Raw genomic sequence first — 21284 nt, forward strand, 5'->3', positions numbered from 1 at the left:
CACTGGATCGGCATTGATATTACTCATCTGGCCATTACGCTGATCAAGAAAAGGTTGCAGGATACCTTTGGCCCCGAGCTAAGTCCTTACGAAGAAATCGGCGCGCCGGAAGATTACCCCAGCGCCGAGGCCTTGGCGACTCTCAACCGCCATCAGTTTGAGTGGTGGGCCCTGGGCCTGGTGGAGGCGCGGCCGGCCCAGGATAAACGCAAAGGCGCCGACACCGGCATCGATGGCATTATCTATTTTTTCGACGATAACAGCGGCCAGGCCAAAAAAATAGTGGTCCAGGTAAAAAGCGGCAATGTCACGGTCAGCCAGTTACGTGATTTAAAAGGAGTAATGGAGCGTGAAAAAGCGGCTATCGGGGTCTTTATTACCTTAAAGGAACCGACCAAGCCGATGCTAGGGGAAGCCGCGGCCGCCGGATTTTATGAGCCGGAGTACTTCCCCGGACACCAGTACCCCCGGCTGCAAATTCTCAGTATTACCGATTTGCTCTTTAAAAAGGCCCAGCGTCAACCTAAAGGTTCAGACAAACAGAAGCAGAATCCTATAACTTGGGATGATAATGCTGACGAAGCATACTGATCTGATTGGCTAGAGGGAAATAGTTCGCCTGTTAACATAAATGGGCTTCAGACTTTGCACTTGACTATATGGGGATGATATTCTAAATTTGTGAAGTTAAAACCAATCCCAAAAGTAAACTGGCTACTTAGCCCCGGAAGGCCGATGCTAGGGAAACGGTGGTTAATTCGGTTATGGTCGCCTCCACGCCAGGGTTCTGGTAGGCGGGCTGCAGCCGGGGTTTGAATAGATAACTCGGGAGGAGGAGTTGCCAGGCAGCTGCCGGGAACATTAATGAAGGAAGAATCCAAACTTATCCACCAGCGCCGCCTAAAGCTGGCGGAATTGCGGGCGGCGGGAATAGAACCATATGCCAATACCTTCAGACCGACCCAACGCACTACTGATATCATTGCCCAGTATGGTCACCTGGGAGATGACGAGCTGGCTCACCTGAACCAGACCTTTAAAATGGCCGGTCGGCTGATCCTGATGCGGCAGTTCGGCAAGGCCAGTTTCTGCCACTTTCAGGATAACACCGGACGTCTGCAGGCTTATGTCCAACGCGACGTCGTGGGGGCTGAAGCTTATTCCCTGTTCAAGCGTCTGGATCTGGGGGATATCCTGGGATTGGAAGGGCGGCTGTTTCGCACCCGCACCCAGGAACTGACGCTCTCGGTGCAAAACTTCACCCTGCTTACCAAGGCCATCCGGCCCTTGCCGGAAAAATATCATGGACTGGGCGATGTCGAGCTGCGCTACCGGCAGCGCTATTTGGACCTGATGGTTAATCCCGCGGTCAAGGAAATCTTCCGCAAACGGTCGGCGATAATCCGGCAGTTGCGGGAATTTCTGGAGGAACGGGGCTTTCTGGAAGTAGAGACCCCGATGATGCAGCCCATCCCGGGGGGGGCCACGGCCCGGCCCTTTCAGACCTACCATAATGTCTTGGACCTGCCCTTGTTCTTACGGATCGCCCCGGAGCTCTACCTCAAGCGTCTGCTGGTGGGGGGAATTGATCGGGTCTATGAAATCAATCGCAATTTTCGCAATGAAGGCATCTCCACCCAGCACAATCCCGAATTTACCATGCTGGAATTTTATCAGGCCTACGCCACTTATGAAGACCTGATGGCCCTGACCGAGACCATGATCAGCGCCGTGGCCCAGGCGGTGCTGGGCGCTTTAACCTTTGATTATCAGGGTGATCAGATTGATCTTACCCCTCCCTGGCGGCGTCTCGACCTGCGGCAATCGCTGACCGAGGTGGGGGGCATCCCGGCGGCAGTGGTGCAGGATAAGCAGGCCCTGATCGCCCTGGCCCAGGAGCATGGGGTGGTGCTGCGTCCCGGTGAGGGCTATGGCCGGGCGCTGGCCAAACTGTTCGACCTGAAAGTGGAGGGCCGGCTCCTCCAGCCTACTTTTATTGTGGGATATCCGATTGAAATTTCTCCTCTGTCGCGGCGCAATGAAACCGATCCCGAAGTGGCCGACCGCTTTGAGCTGTTTATTGCCGGGCGGGAAATGGCCAATGGCTTTTCGGAGCTAAATGACCCGGAGGATCAGCGCCAGCGCTTTCTGAAACAGGTGGCGGCCCGGGAAGCGGGCAACGAAGAGGCCCATTATATGGATGAGGACTTTCTCCGGGCCCTGGAATATGGCATGCCCCCGGCAGCCGGGGAGGGGGTCGGCATTGACCGGTTGGTAATGTTGTTGACCAACTCGGCTTCGATCCGGGAAGTGATTCTCTTCCCTTTACTCCGCCCAGAGGGGTAACCGCAGCAATGTTTTTTGAACGCTTCGTGGCTCTGCGTTACTTAAAGGCCAAACGCAAGCAGACCTTTATTTCCCTGATCACCTTTATCTCGATTGCCGGGGTAATGGTGGGGGTCATGGCCCTGATCGTGGTCATCGGGGTGATGACCGGCTTTGATCATGACCTGAAAAAGAAGATCCTCAGCGTTAATCCTCATATCATCCTCCTGCAGCAAGGTTCCAGCATCATTGATTATGACCGGGTCGCAAGCCAGGTCCAGTCTATCCCCGGAGTGGTCTCGGCCCAGCCGTTTATTTACACTCAGGTGATGTTTTCCGGACCGAGGAATATTTCCGGGGGCATCCTGCGCGGGATATCTCTGGAGCTGATCGGCCGGGGGGGACCGCAGACTTTGGAGGTGCAGGAAGGGAATTTTCAGACCTTGGCCATTGCTGCCGCCGGCGATCTACCCGTCATTGCTCTCGGCAATCAGTTGGCCCAGAACCTTGGGGTTTCGGTAGGTACCCCACTTAAGATTATCTCGCCGCTGGGGACCCTGACTCCCATGGGAAGGGTGCCGCGGGCAAAAAGATTCCGGGTAGGGGCGATCTTTCATTCCGGCATGTTCGAATTCGATTCTACCCTGGCCTATGCCAGCATCCCCGCCGTGCAGGAATTCCTGGGAATGAGTGACCAAGTGACTGGTATCGAGATCCGGGTGGGGGATATTTACAATGCCGGAAAGCTGGCCGCACTCATTCAAGCAAAGTTGGGACCGCCCTATTTTACCCGGGATTGGATGCAGACCAACCGAAGCCTGTTTTCCGCCCTGAAGCTGGAAAAGATCGCCATGTTCATCATTCTGACGTTAATTGTCCTGGTGGCCGCCTTCAACATTGCCAGCACCCTGATCATGATCGTTATGGAAAAGACCAAGGATATTGCCATCCTTAAATCTATGGGGGCCACCAAACAGAGCATCATGCGGATTTTTATGCTGGAAGGACTGATTATCGGGGTGGTCGGCACTGTTTTAGGGCTGATTTTGGGTTTTGGGCTCTGCGCCCTGCTGCGGCGTTATGAATTTATCAAGCTGCCCAGCGACGTTTATTATATTTCAACCTTGCCGGTGAAACTGCAGGGCTGGGATGTGGCCTGGATTACCGGCGCGGCCCTGCTCATCAGTTTTTTAGCTACTCTCTACCCGTCCTGGCAAGCCTCGCGCCTGGATCCGGTGGAAGCCATCCGTTATGAGTGACACCTGGGACTGGAAATTTAACTGATGATCCAGATACGTAAGTTGGTCAAGACCTATATGGCCAACGGCAATCGGGTGGAGGTGCTAAGAGGCATCGATCTGGACATCGCGCGGGGCGACAGCCTGGCCATTGTCGGGGCCTCCGGGGTAGGCAAATCAACCTTGCTCCATATTCTGGGGACCTTGGATCGTCCTACCGCCGGACAGGTGTTGTGGGAAGGGGAGGAAATTTTTAACCTGGACGACCAGCAACTTGCTGAGTTTCGCAATCGTAGAGTGGGGTTTGTGTTCCAGTTCCATCACCTGCTGCCTGAATTTAATGCCCTGGAAAATGTCATGTTGCCTGTGCTGATTGCCCGTCGGCCCCGTTCCGAGGCCCAGGACCGGGCAGAAGCCATACTGGTCCAGGTCGGGCTGAAAGAACGGCTGCATCACCGCATCGGTGCCCTGTCCGGGGGTGAACAACAACGGGTAGCAGTGGCCCGGGCCTTGGTCCTGGAACCTGAGGTGCTCCTGGCCGATGAACCCACCGGTAATCTTGATCCTCGTATCGGGGAGCAGGTCCATGAACTGCTGCTCAACTTGAACCGAGAAAAAGGGGTAACCACTGTCATCGTAACTCACAATCTGGGCCTGGCTAAGCGTTTGAACCGGCATATCACCCTGATTGATGGTAAAGCCGTGTTCCTGCGCCAGCCTGGGAGCGGAGGAGAATAAGGGTGGGGAACAGACTATGGTCATCGATCCTGGTGCTCTTCGGGCTGGTCTACCTGGCTGGGACCAGCGCCGCTCAGGAATTGGTCTTCAAAAAAGTAGCAGTTTTTCCCTTTAGCGTCATGAGCAAAGAACCGCTGGAACATCTGGGGGGAAAAATTCAGGCAACCATTCAGGATTATCTACTTAAAGAGGGTTTCAATCTGGTGTCCTCCGAGGATTTGAACCGAGAACTGGCACAGTTAAGGGAACCGCTGACCAATGCCCGAGCGGTGGAACTTGGCCGAAAATTAGGGGCCGATCTGGTTATCAGTGGGTCCATGATCAAAATCGGGCCGACTCTGGCCCTTAAAGCTCAGCTCACCGATCTTACCGGCAAAATCACCCCTGCTACCTTAACCGCCGAGAGTGTCGGTTTAGGCACGCTTGATCAGTTGAGTACTAAGCTGGCTCAGGAAGCCAGTTTTAAGATTCTCGGACAAGAGCGCATCTTTCGCATCGAAGTTAAGGGTAACCGTCGGGTAGAAAAAGACGCCATCCTGGCTATCATTCAATCCCGTGAGGGTGATCTGATTTCTCCGGCCAAACTTCGGGACGATCTAAAGGCAGTTTACAAGTTGGGTTACTTTACCGACGTCAAAATCGATGTTTCCGACAGCCCCGAGGGTCAGATAGTAACTTTTGTGGTAGATGAAAAGCCGGCTATTCGGGAGATTTTTATCGAAGGCAATCGTAAGATCAAAGATAAAAAGATTATGGAAGCCCTGGACATCAAGCTTTATTCCGTAGCGTCGGATGCCGCGATCCTGGAAAACATCGATAAAGTCAAAGGCATATATCGCGAAAAAGGCTATTACGAGGCTCAGGTCAAATACCGGCTGGAACCCATCAGCAAAGAAGAAGTCAATCTGGTCCTGGAGATTGAGGAGGGACCGAAATTATATATTGATGAGATCAGCTTTGAGGGCAATCGGGCCTTTAAAGACAAAAAGCTTAGAAAGTTGATGGAGACCAAAGAAAAGAGTCTGCTCACCTTTATTACCGGAGCCGGAATTTTAAATCGGGATACCCTGGAACGGGATGCGGAAAAAATTGCGGCTTTTTACTACAATCACGGCTATATTAAGGCCCGGGTAGGTGAACCAAGGATTGATATTCAACGGAACAAGATTAACATCACCATTCCCATTGAAGAAGGGGCGCAATATAAAGTAGGGCAGGTTGATTTTCAGGGTGATCTTTTGGAACCGCCGGAAAAATTAAAGGAATTACTTTCTATTACCAAAGAGGATATTTATAGCCGAGAAGTTATTCAAACAGATCTTACTAATCTAGGGGATTTTTATGCTGACCATGGCTATGCTAATGCTAATATTGCCCCCTTATTAAAAGAGAACGACCTTGACCTTACGGTAGACGTCATTTTTGATATCCATAAAGGAGAAAAGATTTATTTTGAGCGTATCGAGATCTCTGGTAATACCAGAACCCGGGATAAAGTCATCCGACGCGAATTACGGGTCTATGAGCAGGAACTTTTTTCTGCCACCAATATCAAGCGTAGCATCCAGAATCTGCGCCGCCTGGAATTTTTTGAGGATGTTAATTTCAGTACTAGCCCGGGTAGCAGTGCTGATAAAATGAACCTGAAGATCGCGATAAAGGAACGGCCTACTGGGACTTTTGGGATTGGCGCGGGCTATAGCACTCAGGACCGGGTAGTTGGTATGATTGAGATCTCTCAGGCCAATCTCTTTGGCCGGGGCCAAAAACTCAAAGCCCAGGGCTTATTGGGTGCTATTTCTCACCGTTTCCGACTGAGTTTTGAGGAACCTTATCTGCTGGACCGACCTTTAAGCTTGGGACTGGATGCCTATAACTGGGAACGGGAATACGATGAATATATCCGGAAAAGTAAGGGTGGTAATATTCAACTGAGTCACCCCATGCGCTGGGAGTACACCCGCCTCTATGGGATGTACCGGTATGAAAATGTCAATCTCCGAGATCTGGACCCTTATGCCTCCCAGGTACTCCTAGAAGCAGCCACGATCCATAATACCAGTGCGGTCAGCATGACTTTTCGGAGGGATTCCCGCGATGCCCTGTTCAATACCACGAGGGGATCGGATAACAGCATTTCAATTGAATTGGCCGGGCTCGGCGGTGATGTCGCGTATACCCGTTACGTAGGGGAATCAGGGTGGTATTTCCCGCTATTCTGGAATACGGTGGGATTAATCCATGGCCGCATAGGGTATTTGCAGAGAAACCCCTGGGGAAAATTGCCCAGTTACGAAAAGTTTTATCTGGGTGGCATTGACACCATCCGCGGCTTCAAATATGCTGAGATTAGCCCCCGGGATCCCATTACCAATGAGCGGATTGGCGGCGAAAAGTTCGTCCAATTCAACACGGAGTATCGCTTCCCGTTGTACAAGAAATTGGGTCTGATCGGCCTGGTATTTTTTGATGCCGGCAATGTTTATGCCAACAATGTCGAATACTTCAGCAGCATGCGGACCAGCGTCGGCACCGGCATCCGCTGGTATTCGCCCATGGGGCCACTGCGGGTGGAGTGGGGTTATAATATCCGTCCCAAACCGTGGGAAAGCCACAGCAACTGGGAATTCTCGGTGGGCGGAGTGTTTTGATAACGCCCGCTTGCGGAGCTTGATTTTGCGTTGGTCAGGTGAAGCCCCGGACCGATTTTGTCTGAGAAGGGTCATATCATCGATTACAGAAATTCGTCCATACAATTCCTAAAAGGAGACATTCATCATAGGAGGGAATTAATGTTTAGTAAAGCAACACGCCTAGTGATGGCTCTGGTGGCCGTGTTATGGCTGTCCTCTATGACCGAGGCAGCCCCATTGAAAATTGGGGTGGTTGACTCCGGAGACGTAGTATTTAACTCCGCGGAAGGCAGACGGGTTCAACAAATCCTGAAACGCAAGAACGAGGAGTTGAGTCGCAACCTGGAACGCCGCCAGGGCGCTCTCCGCCGGATGCTCGAAGACTATGAAAGACAGAAGGCGATCATGAAAGATGAAGCCCGTCGTCGCAAGGAAGAGGAATTATCCCGCAAGGGCGAGGAATTCCGACGGCAATGGGGGGCCTCAGAACAAGAGTTCGCCAAAGTCCGTGACCGGGAACTCAAACCGTTATTTGAAAAATTCGAGCGGGTGATCAACCAGGTGGCCCGGGAGGACGGCTATAGCTTGATTATTGACAAACGCGGGGGGGTGCTCTTCTGCGATACGGCGATAGATATCACCGATAAGGTGCGCAGCGCTTTTGGTCGCTAAGGCGGGCAATGGAAAGAACACTGGGGGAATTGGCCCAACTGGTGGGTGGTGAATGTCAGGGACCACCGGAGTTGCGGCTGCGCGGCATCGCCTCTTTAGACCGGGCCGGTCCAGATGAGATTACCTTCATAACTAAGGACCGCTACGGACGACGGGCAGACCAGAGTAAGGCAGGCGCCTTTGTGGTCTCTCCCCAATGGGGCCATCTGCCGCGCCCCTTAATTATCACAGCTGATCCATATCTGGCTTATGCCAAGATTGCGGCAATATTTGCGCCTCCGCTCCGGCGCTGGCCCGGCATTAGCAACCAGGCTCATTTAGGTCAAGAGCTAATTTTAGGTCAGGAGGTTTCCATTGCGCCGCTGGTTTGGGTGGGAAACCAGGTCTCCTTGGGGAATCGGGTCACCCTGATGCCCGGCGCCGTGGTGGCCGACCGGGTCAATATTGGAGCTGATACCTTGATCTACCCCAATGTCACCATTCTTGAAGGTTGTAGTTTGGGACAACGGGTCATCGTGCATAGTGGTACAGTAATCGGCTCCGATGGCTTCGGCTTTGCCCCGGACGGCGAAGCGTTGGTCAAAATTCCACAACTGGGCACGGTGATCATTGAAGACGATGTGGAGATCGGCGCCAACTGTACCATAGATCGCGGCGCCCTGGGAGAAACCCGCATCTGTCGGGGGGTGAAGATCGATAATCTGGTCCAGGTGGCCCATAATGTGGTGATCGGAGAAAATACCATCGTGGTGGCCCAGGTGGGGATTTCTGGTTCGACCCGCATCGGCAAAAACGTTCAGTTGGCGGGGCAGGTAGGCCTGGTGGGCCATATCGAGATCGGCGATCGGGTCCGGATCGGGGCCCAATCCGGGGTTACCCATTCCATCCCGGCGGGGCAGACAGTAACCGGCTCCCCGGCTCGCCCGCATGCCGAATTCCTTCGCATCATGGGGATTATGGCCCGTCTCCCCCAGCTCCACAAGACCATTAAAGAATTAGAGAAAAAAATTGAGGCCTTGGAAAACGCTACGCCCCCGGAGTCCCACTCATGACTGTGCCCGATTCGATAGCGATAGAAGAAATAATGGGCTACTTGCCTCATCGATATCCCTTTTTATTGGTGGATCGGATTGTTTCCATAATCCCTGGGAAAAAGATCGTCGGTCTGAAGAATGTCACTCTTAACGAGCCTTTTTTCCAGGGCCATTTCCCCGGGCGTCCAGTCATGCCGGGGGTGCTGATTATCGAAGCCATGGCCCAGGTGGGAGGAGTGCTGGCTTATATGTCCACTCAGGCTCATCGCAACAACCAGCTATATTATTTTATGGGCATGGACAAGGTCCGTTTTCGAAAACCGGTAGTTCCTGGCGATCAACTCATTATGGAGCTGGAGACACTGCGGGGGGGCAAAAGGATCTGGAAAATGCAGGGTAAGGCCTTTGTAAACGAGACTTTAGTGGCTGAAGGGGAGTTTATGGCCGCCCTGGGTCAATCTGAGGGTAGCTGAGCTGATGCCGCATATTCATCCCACCGCCCTGGTCGATAGTAAAGCCGAACTGGCTGACAGCGTTACGGTAGGGCCCTATAGTATCATTGCTGGCCGGGTCATCATCGGAGCTGATACCCAGATCGGCCCTCATGTGGTAATCAAGGACTTCACCACCATTGGCGCTCGGGTGTGCATCTATCAGTTTGCCTCCATCGGTGAGATACCCCAGGATCTGAAGTTCCGAGGAGAGGAGTCCAGTCTGCTGATCGGCGATGATAACGTTATCCGGGAGTTTACCACCCTGCACCGCGGCACTGCTAATGGGGGTGGGGTAACCAGGATCGGCAACGGCAATCTTTTGATGGCCTATACTCATGTCGCCCATGATTGTCAGGTCGGCAATGGCGTCATCATGTCCAACGCCGCCACCCTGGCGGGTCATATTACGGTTGAGGATCATGCCATCCTGGGTGGTTTATCAGCTGTCCACCAGTTCTGCAAGATCGGCGCGCATGCCTTTATCGGTGGCTGTTCAGCGGTGGCCCGGGATGTCCCCCCTTATTGTATGGCGGTGGGCAACCGGGCGAAACTGGTCGGCCTGAATCTGGTCGGCCTGAAACGGGCTGGCTATGACAGCGCTTTCCTAGAGGTCCTGAAAACCGCTTATAACTTGTTGTTTCTCTCGGAACTGAATATGAAGGAGGCCATGGCCCGGGTGCGGCAAGAACTTCCTGACTTGCCTGAAATCCAAAATCTGCTCTGCTTTATTGAAACCTCGGAACGAGGTTTAGCCCCAGTAGATGTCCGAGAAAATCGGTCTCATCGCGGGTAGCAGTCAATTTCCCCTCCTCTTCGCCCAGGTCGCCCAGCAAAAGGGGCTGGAGGTAATAGCGGTGGGCCATTACGGAGAGACCGACCCGGCCCTGGCAGACCTGGTCAGCCAGCTGGAGTGGGTTTACGTGGGTCAACTAGGGCGGATCATTCGCTGCTTCCAGATGGCTGGCGTCAGCCAAGCGGTAATGGCCGGCGGCATCAGAAAAGGCCGCCTGTATACTCATTTGCGACCTGACTGGCGGGCGATTAATCTAATCCGTCGGGTCGGACGAGTCCGGGATGACGGCATTCTCCGGGCCGTTGCCGAAGAACTGGAAGGCGCCGGGATTACCATCGTTCCTTCCACCCTGTTTTTGGATGAACTTCTGGCCCCGGCGGGGCTGCTCAGCCGCCGTAAACCCACTCCGGAAGAATTGCAGGATGTTGACTATGGCTTCAATATTGCCAAAGAAATCGGTAGGTTGGATATCGGCCAGTGTGTAGTCGTCCGCCGTCAGGCAGTTCTGGCCCTGGAAGCTATCGAAGGAACTGATGAAACCATCCGCCGCGGCGGCCGCCTGGCCGGAGAAAAGGCAGTGGTGGTCAAGGTGAGTAAACCAGGGCAGGATTTGCGTTTTGATGTGCCGGCAGTAGGCCTGGAGACCATCAAGGTGATGATTGAAGTCAAGGCCGCGGTGTTGGCGGTGGAGGCCGGCAAGACCTTGATCTTCAACCGGGAAGCCATGCTTAATGAGGCTAATCGGGCCCGCCTGGCAGTTTTGGGAGTGTCAGAGCCAACCGTCCTTTAATAATGGTTTTAACTTCCAACTTCCGGTTTGCTGTTTGCACTAGCAAAGAATATTAACTGGAACAGCAGGGCTGTTTTGCCCCCGACTCAGGTATAGTTCTGGAATATGCGCGCCGGAATTTCCACCGACAGACGCTGGGCCAGGCCTTCATGCGTCCGGCAAGCATCCTTGAGATTATCTGAATGAATGATCAACTCCGGGTGCTTCAAGCTGCGAGGGATGTAGAGAAGATTAGCGGCAAATACCGCGGTTTCAAACAGGTCGGCGCTTTTGCGAATAGTCGAAATTACATACCGCTGGCCCGTAGGGCGATTTCTGATTTTTTTAAAAAGTCCGGCCATCTGGTTTAACGTTCTTTTGCCACCCTGATCTGCACCTTAACCTTACGGTCCTGGGGGGACCTTTGTTTTCGTTTTTTGAGGCGGGATCGGTGCTTAGACTTAGAAGATCGGTTCCTAACTTTCTTTTCACTCTTTCTATACACCATTGAAGCTTTTGTCGCCGAATTCCCTTGGCGATGATGGCGGCAAGCCACCCTTTTCGCCCTTTTTTTGCGGTGCTTGCGGCTGACATATCTTTTCTTTGACCGAGATTTTGGCAATTTATGGGCATGACCCAACCGCGGATGGCGCAATTGCTCCTCTACCGCGGCTAATTGGGCTATAGGGGTGCCGCAGAGTTCAAAACCTTTTTCAATCAGCACCCGGCGGTCTGCCCACTTTTGTTTAGTCTTACTACCCATGACCGAGATAATGATATGCCGGCCCCGATTTTCGAACATCCCGACATAGGTATGTTGGGAGGCTCTGGTAAAGCCGGTCTTGCCACCCATGGCATAGGGGATGGTAAAGAGAAAGCGGTCATGATTGTAAATCTTCGATCCGCCTTCGATTTTATAACTTTTAGTGCTCAAGATCTGAGCAAAAGTGGGATTGAGCATAGCCCGCCGCATAATCAAGGCCATGTCCCGGGCCGTTGAATACTGGTCAGCGGCCGGCAGTCCGGAGGCATTTTTAAAATTGCTCCGGTAAGCGCCCCATATCCGGACCCGCTTGGTCATATATTTGCCAAACCGGCTTTCGCTACCGCAGATTTTCTCGGCAATAGCCCGGGCCGCATCATTGCCGGAGCCAAGTAAAACGCCATAAAGGATATCCTTTACGGAATAAGTTTTTCCGGCCCGGAGATAAACTTTGGAAGGAGGTGCCGAGGCGGCATAGCGGCTCACCCTTACCGAGTCATTTAAATCTAAAGTATTGAGTGCAATCAAGGCCGTGGCCACCTTAAGAGTACTGGCCGGCGGGTGTAACAGGTCAGAATTGCGGCTTAACAAGACTCTTCCGGTATCAGCATCCATGATCACAAAGGACTTGGCGGACACCGGCACGCCCGATTGTGCCCAGAGCCCGCTGATGGTGAATATAACAGCCAGAAGGGAAATAACACCAATAGTCCAGCGGGGCATGTCGCCTCCTTCCAGTTAGCTAAAGATTCCCGATTTTAGGGGTCTATTATAAGGCACTGACTTGCCGCCTGTAAAGGGGAAAAGGGTTGATTTTAAGCCAGGATGTTGATTATCGCTGGAAATTTGAGCCTATGTCACTGCCCTGAAAAGTCAAATTAACCGGTTGAAGGCTCCGAGTGATAAGTTTTAGGCCTTCAGGTCTTCCAGGTAATCAAGTTGCTGACTAGATTTATGACTCCCAGTAGGGCCATGACCGCAAAGGCCAGGTGAAAATAGCTTAATTCCAGGCAGACCCCGGGGGTCAGGCAAGTCTGATGTTGATGACCCCAGGCAAAGACGGTTACGGTTAGGGTGATCCCAAAGAGGGTGCCGATATTCTTTAGAACCGTGATGGTGCTGGCCGCCAGGCCGACCAGAGCCGGTGGGACTCCCCGCAAAACCTCATTCAGGTTGGGAGCATGGAAGAGCCCGAATCCTATTCCGATAAGAGCCAGACGGACCGCCAAGCCGATAGCGGAACTGCCCGGACCGGTGAAAAGAAATGAACCTAAGCCGGTTAGAATCAGCGCTGATGAGGTTCGCAGGACGGCCAAGCTGCCTAGGCGGTCGGCTAGGCGGCCGCCCAGAGGGGCCACGCTCCCACTGGTCACACTCATGACCGCCAACAGGAATCCGGTCTGATCGGGTGCATAATGGTAAATCTGTTCGAAGAAAAACGGGAGGAGAAAAAAAATCCCCAGCACTGCGGCAGGTGCTAAGCAGGCCCCGGCCGCGGCCAGGCAAAAAGCTCGACGTTGCCAGAGTTCCGGGTGGAGTAGAGGGAATGTCTGGCGGCGTTCCAAGAACAACAATAGCCCGAAAAGTCCACCCGCCAGGCCCAACATGATCAGGGTCCAGCCATTCTCCCAGCCCAGATCTTGCAGTCGATTCAGGGCCAACAATAGCAGTCCTAGACTCCCGGCCAGGGTAAGGCTGCCCCCCAGATCAACTGCCCGCCAATTCCAGGTGGCTCCGGCCGATAGCCGGGCCAGCGGACGGCCGCCTGCCATTAAGGCTAGGGCACAGATGGGGATATTTATAAAAAAAATATAGGGCCATCCCCAGTGAGAGGTAATCAACCCGCCCAATGGTGCACCGATGCTGATGCCGCTGGCAAAGGCGGTGGAAAATAACCCTAAAGGCAGCCCCCGTTCCCCTTCCTCATAGGAGAGAGCAATGAGTTTAGGGGCCAGAGCCAGGATCAATGAAGTCCCCAAGCCCTGAAGGGCCCTACTGGCCACCAGCTCCAACCACCCGGTGCTTATCCCACACAGGGCCGAAGCGGTAGTGAACACCAACAGACCCAGAAAATAGAGCCGTCCGGGAGCCAGGAGATCTCCTAACCGGCCACTGGTCAACAAGAAAGAGGCATTGGTCAGGAGGTAGGCCACCACCACCCAGGAAACTTGCGCCAGGGAACTAGGCAAATCCCTGGCGATCTGAGGCAAAGCGATGTTGACTATACTCATGTCCAGGGTGGACATAAAAGCCCCCACACAGGCGGCCAACAACACCCGGCGGCGTTCCGGAAATCTGGTGCCCGGCGCAGTGGGAGCGGAAGGCATGCTTAAGCCACGGCTGCTAATTCCTTTAAGTAATCAGAGGGTGTATGGAAGCCGACGATGCGGCGCTGCTCCTGGCCCTGGGAAGATAAAATCAAGGTGGTGGGAGCGCCTTTGACCTCGAATTGGTTGACCACATCCATATAGCTGCGGCCCTCCAGCCGAACCGGAATGAACCGTTTATTAATCTCTTGGATTACCTGCGGATCGCCGTGGGTTTCCTTATGGAGGCGGGCACAATGCGGACAACCGTCCATATACAGTTCTAACAGCAACAGTTTATTATCCGCCTGGGCCTGCTCCAGGCCTGCTTGGTAATCCCCTAGCCAATTAATCTGATCGCTCATAAAGCCTCCGTTACCAGTTTATTCAAGGTATATAAATTACCCAACAATTCTATAGGTGATGAGGTCAAATCTGAAGAAATTTTATCGGCTCAAAATTTAAGGAAAATATCATGGCGTTTAAAGAAAAGCAAAGAATATCTATCAGATTTTAATGATTCGCTTTCAGTTTCAAGTAAAAACAAGGCATTATCGGGAAAGCACATGGAATTTCATGAACCGGATCCTGGGTAGCCAGTTGTATTTGGCCGGTCTGCTTAAGACTTAAGCGATCTTTAAAGAATCTCCTAATTCAACTCCCCTTTTAAAGAACATTTCCTTATAATAGGAGAAAGCCTGTTAAGGGTTATGAGGTTCGGTTTTGACTTATCTGTTTTTAGCCTTGTGGGCAGCGGCGCTGGCTTATCAACTTTTTGCCTTGGTGGCTCTGGCCTGGTTTATGCACACTCCCTTGCCCGCCGCTTCCGGTCCAGATGGCCCAGGAGTCACCATTCTCAAGCCGGTCCGGGGGGTTGATACAGATACCCGGAATTGCCTGAGCAGTTTTTTAAACCAGGATTACCGATTGTTCCAAGTGTTGTTCGGAGTGGCCGACCTTCAAGATCCGGTTATGCCTCTCTTAAGAGAGCTTCAGGCCGATTACCCGGAGGTGGCCATCGATATTATCGTCTGTGGCCAGTCCAAGGGACTGAATCCCAAGGTCAGCACCCTGCGGCAACTGGAGCCGCTAGCCCGCTATGATTATCTGGTAATTTCTGATAGCGATATCAAGGTAGGCCCCGATTATCTGCAGCAGGTGGTCGCGGCGCTAAATCAACCTGGGGTGGGGCTCGTTACCTGTCCCTACCGGGCCGGGCCGGTACAATCGTGGGGTGCGGCCTTGGAAGCTCTATCAATCAGCGCCGATTTTATCCCCTCGGTGGCAGTGGCCCATTATGTGGAGGGCATTCGCTTTGGCCTGGGAGCGACCCTGGCCCTGTCCCGGCAGGTGCTGGCCCAGATCGGCGGTCTGGCCGCCTTGGCCGATTATCTGGCCGATGATTACCATTTGGGCCATCGGGTGGCTCAGCTCGGCTATCAGGTCCGTTTGCTACCCTACGTCATCGAAACTCATGCCAGTCAGCAGACCTGGGGGGGATACCTGGCCCATCAGCTAAGATGGGCACGGACCTACCGGGTGTGCCGACCCAAAGGATATTTTGCTTATGGCATTACCCATGCGCTGATTTTTGCTCTCCTTACCTGGCTGGGTAGCGGTATGGCCCTCTGGGCCAGCGGGCTGGTATTGAGCACCCTGATCGTGCGTTTTGTTCTGGCTTATGGGTCGGAGCACTTCTTTCTCCAGGGCCGGCTGCCCTGGCCCTATCTGGCCCTGCTGCCCTTTAAGGACCTGTTATCCTTTGGCCTGTGGTTGCTGAGTTTCCTGGGGGACCGGGTGATTTGGCAGGGAGAACTCTACCGGGTCACTCCCTCCGGCCAGTTGGTAAGGATAAGCCAGCGGTGAATGGACCGCATCCCTAAAGTGCCCCATAAAAACCGTATTTTTAACTTGAAACTGTTAATCCACCGCATTTTGGGTTATTCTCCCACAAACCGTTGGGCAAAGATTTTTTTTGGTAAAAGGGGGATATCTATTAATCATTACGCCATGGACACTTATGGACCTTAAACAGTTACAGCAACTTCTGGAGGAGGTCAGAGAAGGCCGCCTCAGTGTGGCCGAGGCCGCTCGGCGGCTGCAATCTTTACCCTTTGCGAACCTGGGGTTTGCTCATGTGGATCATCACCGGCAGTTGCGCCAGGGTTTTCCCGAGGTGGTTTTGGGATCTGGCAAAAGCCTGCCCCAGATTAAGTCTATTATGGAATCCCTGCGGTCCCGGACCGAACATCTGCTGGTAACCCGCCTGGAGGCGGGGAAGGCTGCTGAACTTAAGGCCTTTTTCCCGGAGGCGCGTTATTATCCCGATTCCCAGGTGATGACTCTGGGTCCGGAAGAGGTGCCGGAGCGCGGCCGGGGCCTTATACTGGTCATCTCCGCTGGCACCTCCGACATCCCGGTGGCCGAAGAAGCCCTGGTGACTGCCCAAATAATGGGCAATCGGGTGGAGGCCATTTACGACGTAGGGGTAGCCGGGCTGCATCGCCTACTGGCCTATCAGGACAAACTCCAGGAGGCCGCGGTATTTATTGTGGTAGCCGGTATGGAAGGGGCTTTGCCCAGCGTGGTGGGGGGCCTGGTGAACCGGCCAGTAATTGCCGTGCCCACCAGTGTGGGTTATGGGGCCAGTTTCGCCGGTCTGGCCGCCCTATTGGGGATGCTTAATTCCTGTGCTGCCAACGTCGCAGTAGTCAATATCGACAATGGCTTCGGAGCCGGTTATTTGGCGGCGCTGATCAATCGGAAGGAATAGATCACTTGAATTTATTATTGAGGAGGTATTATGCAGATTGTTGCTTTCAACAGTAGTCCCCGGGATAACCAGACCAGCAAGACCGAGCTTATCCTGCAAAAATTTTTGGGGGGTGCCCGCCAGGCCGGGGCCAGCACTGAGACCATTTACCTTCGTAACCACCGGGTCGAACACTGCCTGGGATGTTTTAGCTGTTGGACCAATACCCCGGGCCGCTGTATCCAGGATGATGATATGACCAATGAATTACTCGACCGGTTTCTGGGAGCGGATCTAGTAGTGCTGGCCACGCCGCTTTATTGTGGTAATATGAATGCCCGGCTGAAGGCCTTCATCGAACGCACCTTGCCCATTTACGATCCGGCCAAAATCGATTTTACCCAGAAATCGGACGAACCCCAAGCAGTTTTACCTTTGCGGTTCGGACGGCATCCCCGCATTGTTGCTCTTAGCATCGGTGGTTTTCCCGACCCGGAGATCTTTCAATTTATCCGGCCCACCATGCAGGTTTTTTATGGGTCTTATTTAGCGGCCGGCATTTATCGCCATTCTTCCGAATTTATGGATGTCCCTGCATTCCAGTCAAAGGTGCAACAGGTGCTGGCCGCTACGGTCCAGGCCGGGGTCGAAGTGGTACAGCAAGGCAAGGTTGAGCAGAATACCCTGGCCACCCTGACCCAGGCGCTGGCCCCACTCGAAGAAATGATCGCCCTGATGCAGCAAATCTGGCAAAAGTAAACCGGAGCGGAGTCGATCGGCCAATCATGACGATGGAGACCTTAAAGCCTTTGCGGATTCAGCCCTGGGGCGGAGAGGATCCCAGCCTCTGTCACCAATATTTTTATCCTCAGGGCAAGAGGCCCAGGCTGACTTTCCCGGAGCGGCCTGAAATCATTACTGAAGTGGCCGTGGTCGGTGCCGGGCTGTCGGGGCTGACCGCCGCTTATGAACTGCGCCATAAGGAAGTGGTCATCTTAGAAGCCGATGCTCGGCCCGGAGGCGTCTGCAAAGGGGGAGAATATCGGGGTTGCCGCTATCCGGAAGGCGCGGCCTACTTCCTTTATCCTACTGATAATGACTGGAAAGGCTGGTACCAGGAACTGGGCCTGGAGGTTGACTCAGCCGTAATCACCGGCCCGGTCAGTTGCCTCTATTATCAGGGTCAGTGGTATCCTGACTGTTTTTACGAATCCGGCATTCGGCAATTGCCGATCTCCCCCAAGGGCCGGGATGATTTTTTGCGCCTTTCCCAACAGTTAGCGGCTTGGGAGCGGGATGCGAACGGCTTTGCGCCAGCCGGCCTCGACTGGGAAAAGCTGGACCAGATCAGCCTGCAGCATTACCTGGAGGTGGTCCAGGGCTATTCCTCTGAACTGGCCCCACTTTTGGACCCCTATTGCCGTTCCTGTCTGGGAGCTGGACCGGCCCAGGTGTCGGCCTGGGCGGCACTTTATTTTTTGATGTCAGAATGCTCTCCGGAGGCCACCAGTTGTGCCTTTCCCGAGGGCGATGCCCGCTTGGCGGCCGCTCTGCTTAAAGGAGCTGGGCCGGACCGCCTGAGAGTCCGCCAGGTGGTCATTAGTTTACAGGAACAACCAGAGGCCATCCGGCTTTGTATCTGGGATCAGGACCGGCAGGAGCCTTATCTGCTGCAGGCCGACTTAGTTATCCTGGCGATAGGGAAATTTGCCGCCCGGCGTCTGCTGGCCGGAGTGTCGGGCTGGAGCCCGGAAATTTTTCAGCCCTTTCAATACAGTAATTATGTAGTAGCGGCTGTGTGCGGGCTTGAAGGTTTCGCTACCCCCGGATTTGAAAACTGGATAGTAGGAGAGGCTGCCTTTTCAGACCTGGTTCTGGAACCCCATCCGCCAGCCTCGGGGGAGCCCCAGGTAATGGTGGTTTATGCACCGCAGGCCTTTCCGCTGCCGCGGCAGGCCTTGCTTCAGGAGTCGGTAGCCGTCAAGACTGAAGAAATTCTCACCGGGCTGCAGAAAATCTGGCCTGGTATCGACAGCTGGGCCGAGGAGATCAGAATGTACCGTTACGGCCATGCCCAGGTAGTGCCTTACCCCGGCTTTCTATCCGCCATCCGCGGCCGGATTGCGCCCCGGCAAGGGCGCATCATCCTGGCCCACTCCGACCTGGACGGCCTGCCCTGCGTGGAGGCGGCTATGCTTACCGGACAACGGGCCGCCCGCTTAGCCCAGCAAGCTCTTCAACAATGAGAACCGGTGCGCCAAGGGGGCGGTTCCTTCTTGGCTTCCAACAGGGTCTTGTAATGATCGCGCTCTTTACGGGCCTGAAACAGTTCGGCCTCGAGCTGCACCCGCTTCGGCGACGGCTCCGACCCTAACGCGGCCAGGGCCTGCTTTAGTTGGTCAACTTTTTGTTCCGCCCGATATAATTCCTGCGCCAGATAACGAATCGACACCCCTGGTTCCCCAAAGCCGGTTGATTAAAATTTGCACTGCTTTAAAGTGCGGGCCACGATTTCTTCGCTGACCGTGTAGGGGTCGGTCTTTTTATCAAGGATATCGGCAATCAGTTGCTCGAGGCGGTCGTAGGCGGTCAGGGACTGCATAATTTTCTGGGCAATGCCGGCTTTGATCAGGTCGAGTAATTCAGCCCGAGTGCGTTGATAAAGGGTTTTTTGCAATAATTTACCACCGTCTTGCTGAAGAAATTCTTGGTGGGCGAAAATCCCTTGCATCAGCTCGGAGATCCCAACATTGCGGGGAGCTTCGGTAAGATATACGCCAGGCTGCCAGCTGTCCGCCTCTCGGGTGGCGGCCCGCATCTCCAGCATGGTGACCAGCTCCTGGTAGGTGCGCTCGGCGCCGTCCCGGTCGGCCTTGTTGATCACGAACAGGTCGCCTACTTCCAGAATGCCCGCCTTGATGGCCTGAATATCATCACCCATCCCTGGCACGGTGACCACCAGGGTGGTATGGGCGGTGCTGACGACCTCAACTTCATCCTGGCCCACGCCCACAGTCTCCACCAGGACATAATCCTTGCCCATGGCATCGAGTACGGCGATTACCGCCCGGGCCGACACGGTTAGCCCGCCAAAGTGCCCCCGGGTCGCCAGAGAGCGGATAAATACTCCCTCATCAGTGGCATGGCGCTGCATGCGGATGCGATCCCCCAGGATGGCGCCGCCGGAAAAGGGGCTGGTAGGGTCTACCGCTACCACCCCGACGGTTTTGTCATGCTCCCGGAGATATTGAATCATCTTATCGGTGAGGGTGCTCTTGCCAACCCCGGGAGCGCCGGTGATGCCAATAATGTGGGCCCGACCGGTGTAAGGGTGCAGGGCTTTTAGAACTGTTCGGGCTTCGGGGACGCCATCATCAATATCACGTATCAGCCGGGCACTGGTGCGGATGTCCCCTCCTCGGATCTGCTCAACCATATCCATAAATTTTTGCTCCACTTAATTTATCCTATTTAATACCTTATCACTTGCCCGCCTGCCAATCAATAAAAGTCATAGGGGCGAAGGTCTGTTACTTGGTGTATTTAAAAGGTTAATTTGAGGGGAGGGCCGGAGGACCACCGGCCCCCCGCCCTCCCCTCAAGCTCCCCTCCCACCCCCCCTTAAGGGTTGGGGGTGAGGGTTTGGTAGAGGGCTAAGGTCTGCCAGACCCCTAGCCCTCTACCACGTCTTCCAAGGGATTCAACCGCGGGAAGGCAGCCTTTAAGCTTTCGGGCAATAACAGGCGGCCAGGCCGCAGACGCTTAATCATCTCCAGGGCATTGGCTACCGCCTGTCCATGCGGATGGTTATTAAAAATCAGATAGGTTTCAGTAGCTTGGGCTGCCAGTTCCCGGGCCCGATGTTCCAGCTGAGCCAACTCATGGGAGTCATATAGATAATCATAGCGGGCGTGGGGGTCGTTGAGTTTTCCGAACCAGGCCCGGCGGTTGCGACCGTGCAGGCGCAGATAACCCACATTACCGGTCACCCAGTTGGTAGTCCCCAGAGCATAGGAAACCTGGGGCTGGTCAATATTACAGAATTCCAGGTGCTGGTCATGCAAAAATTGCCGTACCTCCGGGCGCTGCCAGGAGCGATGGCGGACCTCCACGGCCAGCGGATAGTCGGCAAAATGCTGACGGAGAGTTACCAGATAGGCCTGGTTGGCCTCGGTATGATGAAATGAATAAGGAAATTGGGCCAGTAATACCCCCAGGCGACCGGCTAAGAGCAGCGGTTCCAGACCAGCTTTAACCGAGGCCTCTGCCTGCCAGGCGGCCGCGGTGCGGTCATGGGTAAATACCTGCAAGAGCTTGGCGGTAAAGCGAAAATCGGGGTGTTCGGCGACCGCTTCCAGCCAGCGCCGGGACACCACCGGGGACAACGGCCGGTAAAAAGTGACATTAATTTCCACCACCAGGAAAAATTGGCTGAGAAAGACCAGTCGCTCCGTGCCCTTTATTTTGGGGGGATAGACCACTCCCTGCCAATCGGGGTAGTCCCAGCCCGCCGGACCGATGCGGATCATCTTAGACTCCGGTTGCTTATTGCCACGAACCCCATATCCTAAAATAATTATATCCCTTGATAGCGGGTTTGGAAAGGTTCTGCTTGCCGGCCATCCATCAATTTCAGTCAGGCGGTTAAGTTCAGTTGGTTAACATGACAAGGTTTATCGCTTGCAAAGATTATCTTAATCTGGCTATACTTGGGCCAGATCATTTGGCTGAATGAACCAATAAAAGGATGATAATCAATTAAAGGAG

At 54.0% G+C, this 21284-nt stretch carries 21 protein-coding genes; 14 read left to right on the forward strand and 7 right to left on the reverse strand.

All coding sequences use genetic code 11. The features are described from left to right. From JRG72_07815 to lpxI, 10 genes are all read left to right on the forward strand, one after another. Positions 1 to 591: restriction endonuclease (locus JRG72_07815; GenBank protein ID MBW2135122.1), on the forward strand; the 591-nt coding region annotated here is incomplete at its 5' end. A 273-nt stretch (positions 592 to 864) separates the two neighbouring features. Next, the gene (lysS, locus tag JRG72_07820; GenBank protein ID MBW2135123.1) at positions 865 to 2346 is read left to right on the forward strand and encodes a lysine--tRNA ligase; all 1482 of its coding nucleotides are present in this window, start codon (positions 865 to 867) and stop codon (positions 2344 to 2346) included. 8 nt (positions 2347 to 2354) lie between these two features. Then, the gene (locus JRG72_07825; GenBank protein MBW2135124.1) at positions 2355 to 3584 is read left to right on the forward strand and encodes a lipoprotein-releasing ABC transporter permease subunit; all 1230 of its coding nucleotides are present in this window, start codon (positions 2355 to 2357) and stop codon (positions 3582 to 3584) included. A gap of 24 nt (positions 3585 to 3608) precedes the next feature. After that, a complete protein-coding gene (locus JRG72_07830; protein ID MBW2135125.1) occupies positions 3609 to 4301 on the forward strand; it encodes an ABC transporter ATP-binding protein in 693 nt (230 codons plus the stop codon). 2 nt (positions 4302 to 4303) lie between these two features. After that, complete coding sequence (bamA, locus tag JRG72_07835) at positions 4304 to 6952, forward strand: outer membrane protein assembly factor BamA (protein MBW2135126.1); 2649 nt, start codon at positions 4304 to 4306, stop codon at positions 6950 to 6952. Positions 6953 to 7093: 141 nt separating this feature from the next. Further along, the gene (locus JRG72_07840) at positions 7094 to 7606 is read left to right on the forward strand and encodes an OmpH family outer membrane protein (GenBank protein ID MBW2135127.1); all 513 of its coding nucleotides are present in this window, start codon (positions 7094 to 7096) and stop codon (positions 7604 to 7606) included. Between the two features lie 8 nt (positions 7607 to 7614). Continuing rightward, positions 7615 to 8658 carry a UDP-3-O-(3-hydroxymyristoyl)glucosamine N-acyltransferase gene (lpxD, locus tag JRG72_07845; GenBank protein MBW2135128.1) on the forward strand — a complete coding sequence of 348 codons (1044 nt, stop codon included), beginning with the start codon at positions 7615 to 7617 and terminating at the stop codon, positions 8656 to 8658. Continuing rightward, a complete protein-coding gene (fabZ, locus tag JRG72_07850) occupies positions 8655 to 9113 on the forward strand; it encodes a 3-hydroxyacyl-ACP dehydratase FabZ (GenBank protein ID MBW2135129.1) in 459 nt (152 codons plus the stop codon). Before lpxD ends, fabZ begins: the two co-directional genes overlap by 4 nt. Positions 9114 to 9117: 4 nt before the next feature. Continuing rightward, the gene (gene lpxA / locus JRG72_07855; GenBank protein ID MBW2135130.1) at positions 9118 to 9927 is read left to right on the forward strand and encodes an acyl-ACP--UDP-N-acetylglucosamine O-acyltransferase; all 810 of its coding nucleotides are present in this window, start codon (positions 9118 to 9120) and stop codon (positions 9925 to 9927) included. Continuing rightward, positions 9896 to 10717: a UDP-2,3-diacylglucosamine diphosphatase LpxI gene (lpxI, locus tag JRG72_07860; GenBank protein MBW2135131.1), complete on the forward strand. Its 822-nt coding sequence runs from the start codon at positions 9896 to 9898 to the stop codon at positions 10715 to 10717. Before lpxA ends, lpxI begins: the two co-directional genes overlap by 32 nt. 86 nt (positions 10718 to 10803) lie before the next feature. On the opposite strand, the gene JRG72_07865 is transcribed toward lpxI, so the two are convergent. The 4 genes from JRG72_07865 to JRG72_07880 all read right to left on the reverse strand — a co-directional run bounded on the left by JRG72_07865 (position 10804) and on the right by JRG72_07880 (position 14130). Further along, positions 10804 to 11058 carry a hypothetical protein gene (locus tag JRG72_07865; protein MBW2135132.1) on the reverse strand — a complete coding sequence of 85 codons (255 nt, stop codon included), beginning with the start codon at positions 11056 to 11058 and terminating at the stop codon, positions 10804 to 10806. Between the two features lie 5 nt (positions 11059 to 11063). Next, positions 11064 to 12182, reverse strand: coding sequence for a D-alanyl-D-alanine carboxypeptidase (locus JRG72_07870; protein ID MBW2135133.1), 1119 nt, complete (start codon positions 12180 to 12182; stop codon positions 11064 to 11066). Between the two features lie 194 nt (positions 12183 to 12376). Continuing rightward, positions 12377 to 13786 carry an MFS transporter gene (locus JRG72_07875; GenBank protein MBW2135134.1) on the reverse strand — a complete coding sequence of 470 codons (1410 nt, stop codon included), beginning with the start codon at positions 13784 to 13786 and terminating at the stop codon, positions 12377 to 12379. Positions 13787 to 13788: 2 nt separating this feature from the next. After that, positions 13789 to 14130 (reverse strand): thioredoxin family protein, encoded by a 342-nt coding sequence (locus JRG72_07880; GenBank protein MBW2135135.1) that lies wholly within the window; start codon positions 14128 to 14130, stop codon positions 13789 to 13791. Positions 14131 to 14488: 358 nt separating this feature from the next. Here JRG72_07880 and hpnI point away from each other — a divergent pair, with 358 nt between their 5' ends. The 4 genes from hpnI (at position 14489) to JRG72_07900 (ending at position 18763) form a co-directional block, all read left to right on the forward strand. Beyond that, a complete protein-coding gene (hpnI, locus tag JRG72_07885; GenBank protein MBW2135136.1) occupies positions 14489 to 15631 on the forward strand; it encodes a bacteriohopanetetrol glucosamine biosynthesis glycosyltransferase HpnI in 1143 nt (380 codons plus the stop codon). Positions 15632 to 15785: 154 nt separating this feature from the next. After that, entirely contained in the window at positions 15786 to 16538 is a 753-nt protein-coding gene (larB, locus tag JRG72_07890) for a nickel pincer cofactor biosynthesis protein LarB (GenBank protein ID MBW2135137.1), read from the forward strand. A gap of 30 nt (positions 16539 to 16568) precedes the next feature. After that, positions 16569 to 17276: a flavodoxin family protein gene (locus JRG72_07895; protein MBW2135138.1), complete on the forward strand. Its 708-nt coding sequence runs from the start codon at positions 16569 to 16571 to the stop codon at positions 17274 to 17276. Between the two features lie 26 nt (positions 17277 to 17302). Next, the gene (locus tag JRG72_07900; protein ID MBW2135139.1) at positions 17303 to 18763 is read left to right on the forward strand and encodes an FAD-dependent oxidoreductase; all 1461 of its coding nucleotides are present in this window, start codon (positions 17303 to 17305) and stop codon (positions 18761 to 18763) included. Here the strand turns inward: JRG72_07900 and JRG72_07905 are convergent. From JRG72_07905 to JRG72_07915, 3 genes are all read right to left on the reverse strand, one after another. Then, positions 18754 to 18969, reverse strand: a complete 216-nt coding sequence (locus JRG72_07905) for a hypothetical protein (protein ID MBW2135140.1) — start codon at positions 18967 to 18969, stop codon at positions 18754 to 18756. The genes JRG72_07900 and JRG72_07905 overlap by 10 nt on opposite strands. Before the next feature lie 24 nt (positions 18970 to 18993). Continuing rightward, the gene (gene meaB, locus JRG72_07910) at positions 18994 to 19959 is read right to left on the reverse strand and encodes a methylmalonyl Co-A mutase-associated GTPase MeaB (GenBank protein MBW2135141.1); all 966 of its coding nucleotides are present in this window, start codon (positions 19957 to 19959) and stop codon (positions 18994 to 18996) included. A gap of 229 nt (positions 19960 to 20188) precedes the next feature. After that, positions 20189 to 21046 (reverse strand): DUF72 domain-containing protein, encoded by an 858-nt coding sequence (locus JRG72_07915; protein MBW2135142.1) that lies wholly within the window; start codon positions 21044 to 21046, stop codon positions 20189 to 20191. Positions 21047 to 21284 lie beyond the last annotated feature (238 nt).

The organism is Deltaproteobacteria bacterium (genome assembly GCA_019309545.1).
Lineage (GTDB): Bacteria > Desulfobacterota > Desulfobaccia > Desulfobaccales > Desulfobaccaceae > Desulfobacca_B.

Coding starts and splice junctions, on each gene's coding strand:
- JRG72_07880 (MBW2135135.1), bottom strand. CDS start 14,130: ATGAGCGATCAGATTAATTGGCTAGGGGATTACCAAGCAGGCCTGGAG.
- JRG72_07830 (MBW2135125.1), top strand. CDS start 3,609: ATGATCCAGATACGTAAGTTGGTCAAGACCTATATGGCCAACGGCAAT.
- lpxI (MBW2135131.1), top strand. CDS start 9,896: ATGTCCGAGAAAATCGGTCTCATCGCGGGTAGCAGTCAATTTCCCCTC.
- larB (MBW2135137.1), top strand. CDS start 15,786: ATGGACCTTAAACAGTTACAGCAACTTCTGGAGGAGGTCAGAGAAGGC.
- JRG72_07895 (MBW2135138.1), top strand. CDS start 16,569: ATGCAGATTGTTGCTTTCAACAGTAGTCCCCGGGATAACCAGACCAGC.
- JRG72_07870 (MBW2135133.1), bottom strand. CDS start 12,182: ATGCCCCGCTGGACTATTGGTGTTATTTCCCTTCTGGCTGTTATATTC.
- lpxA (MBW2135130.1), top strand. CDS start 9,118: ATGCCGCATATTCATCCCACCGCCCTGGTCGATAGTAAAGCCGAACTG.
- JRG72_07915 (MBW2135142.1), bottom strand. CDS start 21,046: ATGATCCGCATCGGTCCGGCGGGCTGGGACTACCCCGATTGGCAGGGA.
- JRG72_07865 (MBW2135132.1), bottom strand. CDS start 11,058: ATGGCCGGACTTTTTAAAAAAATCAGAAATCGCCCTACGGGCCAGCGG.
- JRG72_07875 (MBW2135134.1), bottom strand. CDS start 13,786: ATGCCTTCCGCTCCCACTGCGCCGGGCACCAGATTTCCGGAACGCCGC.
- JRG72_07900 (MBW2135139.1), top strand. CDS start 17,303: ATGACGATGGAGACCTTAAAGCCTTTGCGGATTCAGCCCTGGGGCGGA.
- JRG72_07825 (MBW2135124.1), top strand. CDS start 2,355: ATGTTTTTTGAACGCTTCGTGGCTCTGCGTTACTTAAAGGCCAAACGC.
- lpxD (MBW2135128.1), top strand. CDS start 7,615: ATGGAAAGAACACTGGGGGAATTGGCCCAACTGGTGGGTGGTGAATGT.
- fabZ (MBW2135129.1), top strand. CDS start 8,655: ATGACTGTGCCCGATTCGATAGCGATAGAAGAAATAATGGGCTACTTG.
- meaB (MBW2135141.1), bottom strand. CDS start 19,959: ATGGATATGGTTGAGCAGATCCGAGGAGGGGACATCCGCACCAGTGCC.
- JRG72_07840 (MBW2135127.1), top strand. CDS start 7,094: ATGTTTAGTAAAGCAACACGCCTAGTGATGGCTCTGGTGGCCGTGTTA.
- lysS (MBW2135123.1), top strand. CDS start 865: ATGAAGGAAGAATCCAAACTTATCCACCAGCGCCGCCTAAAGCTGGCG.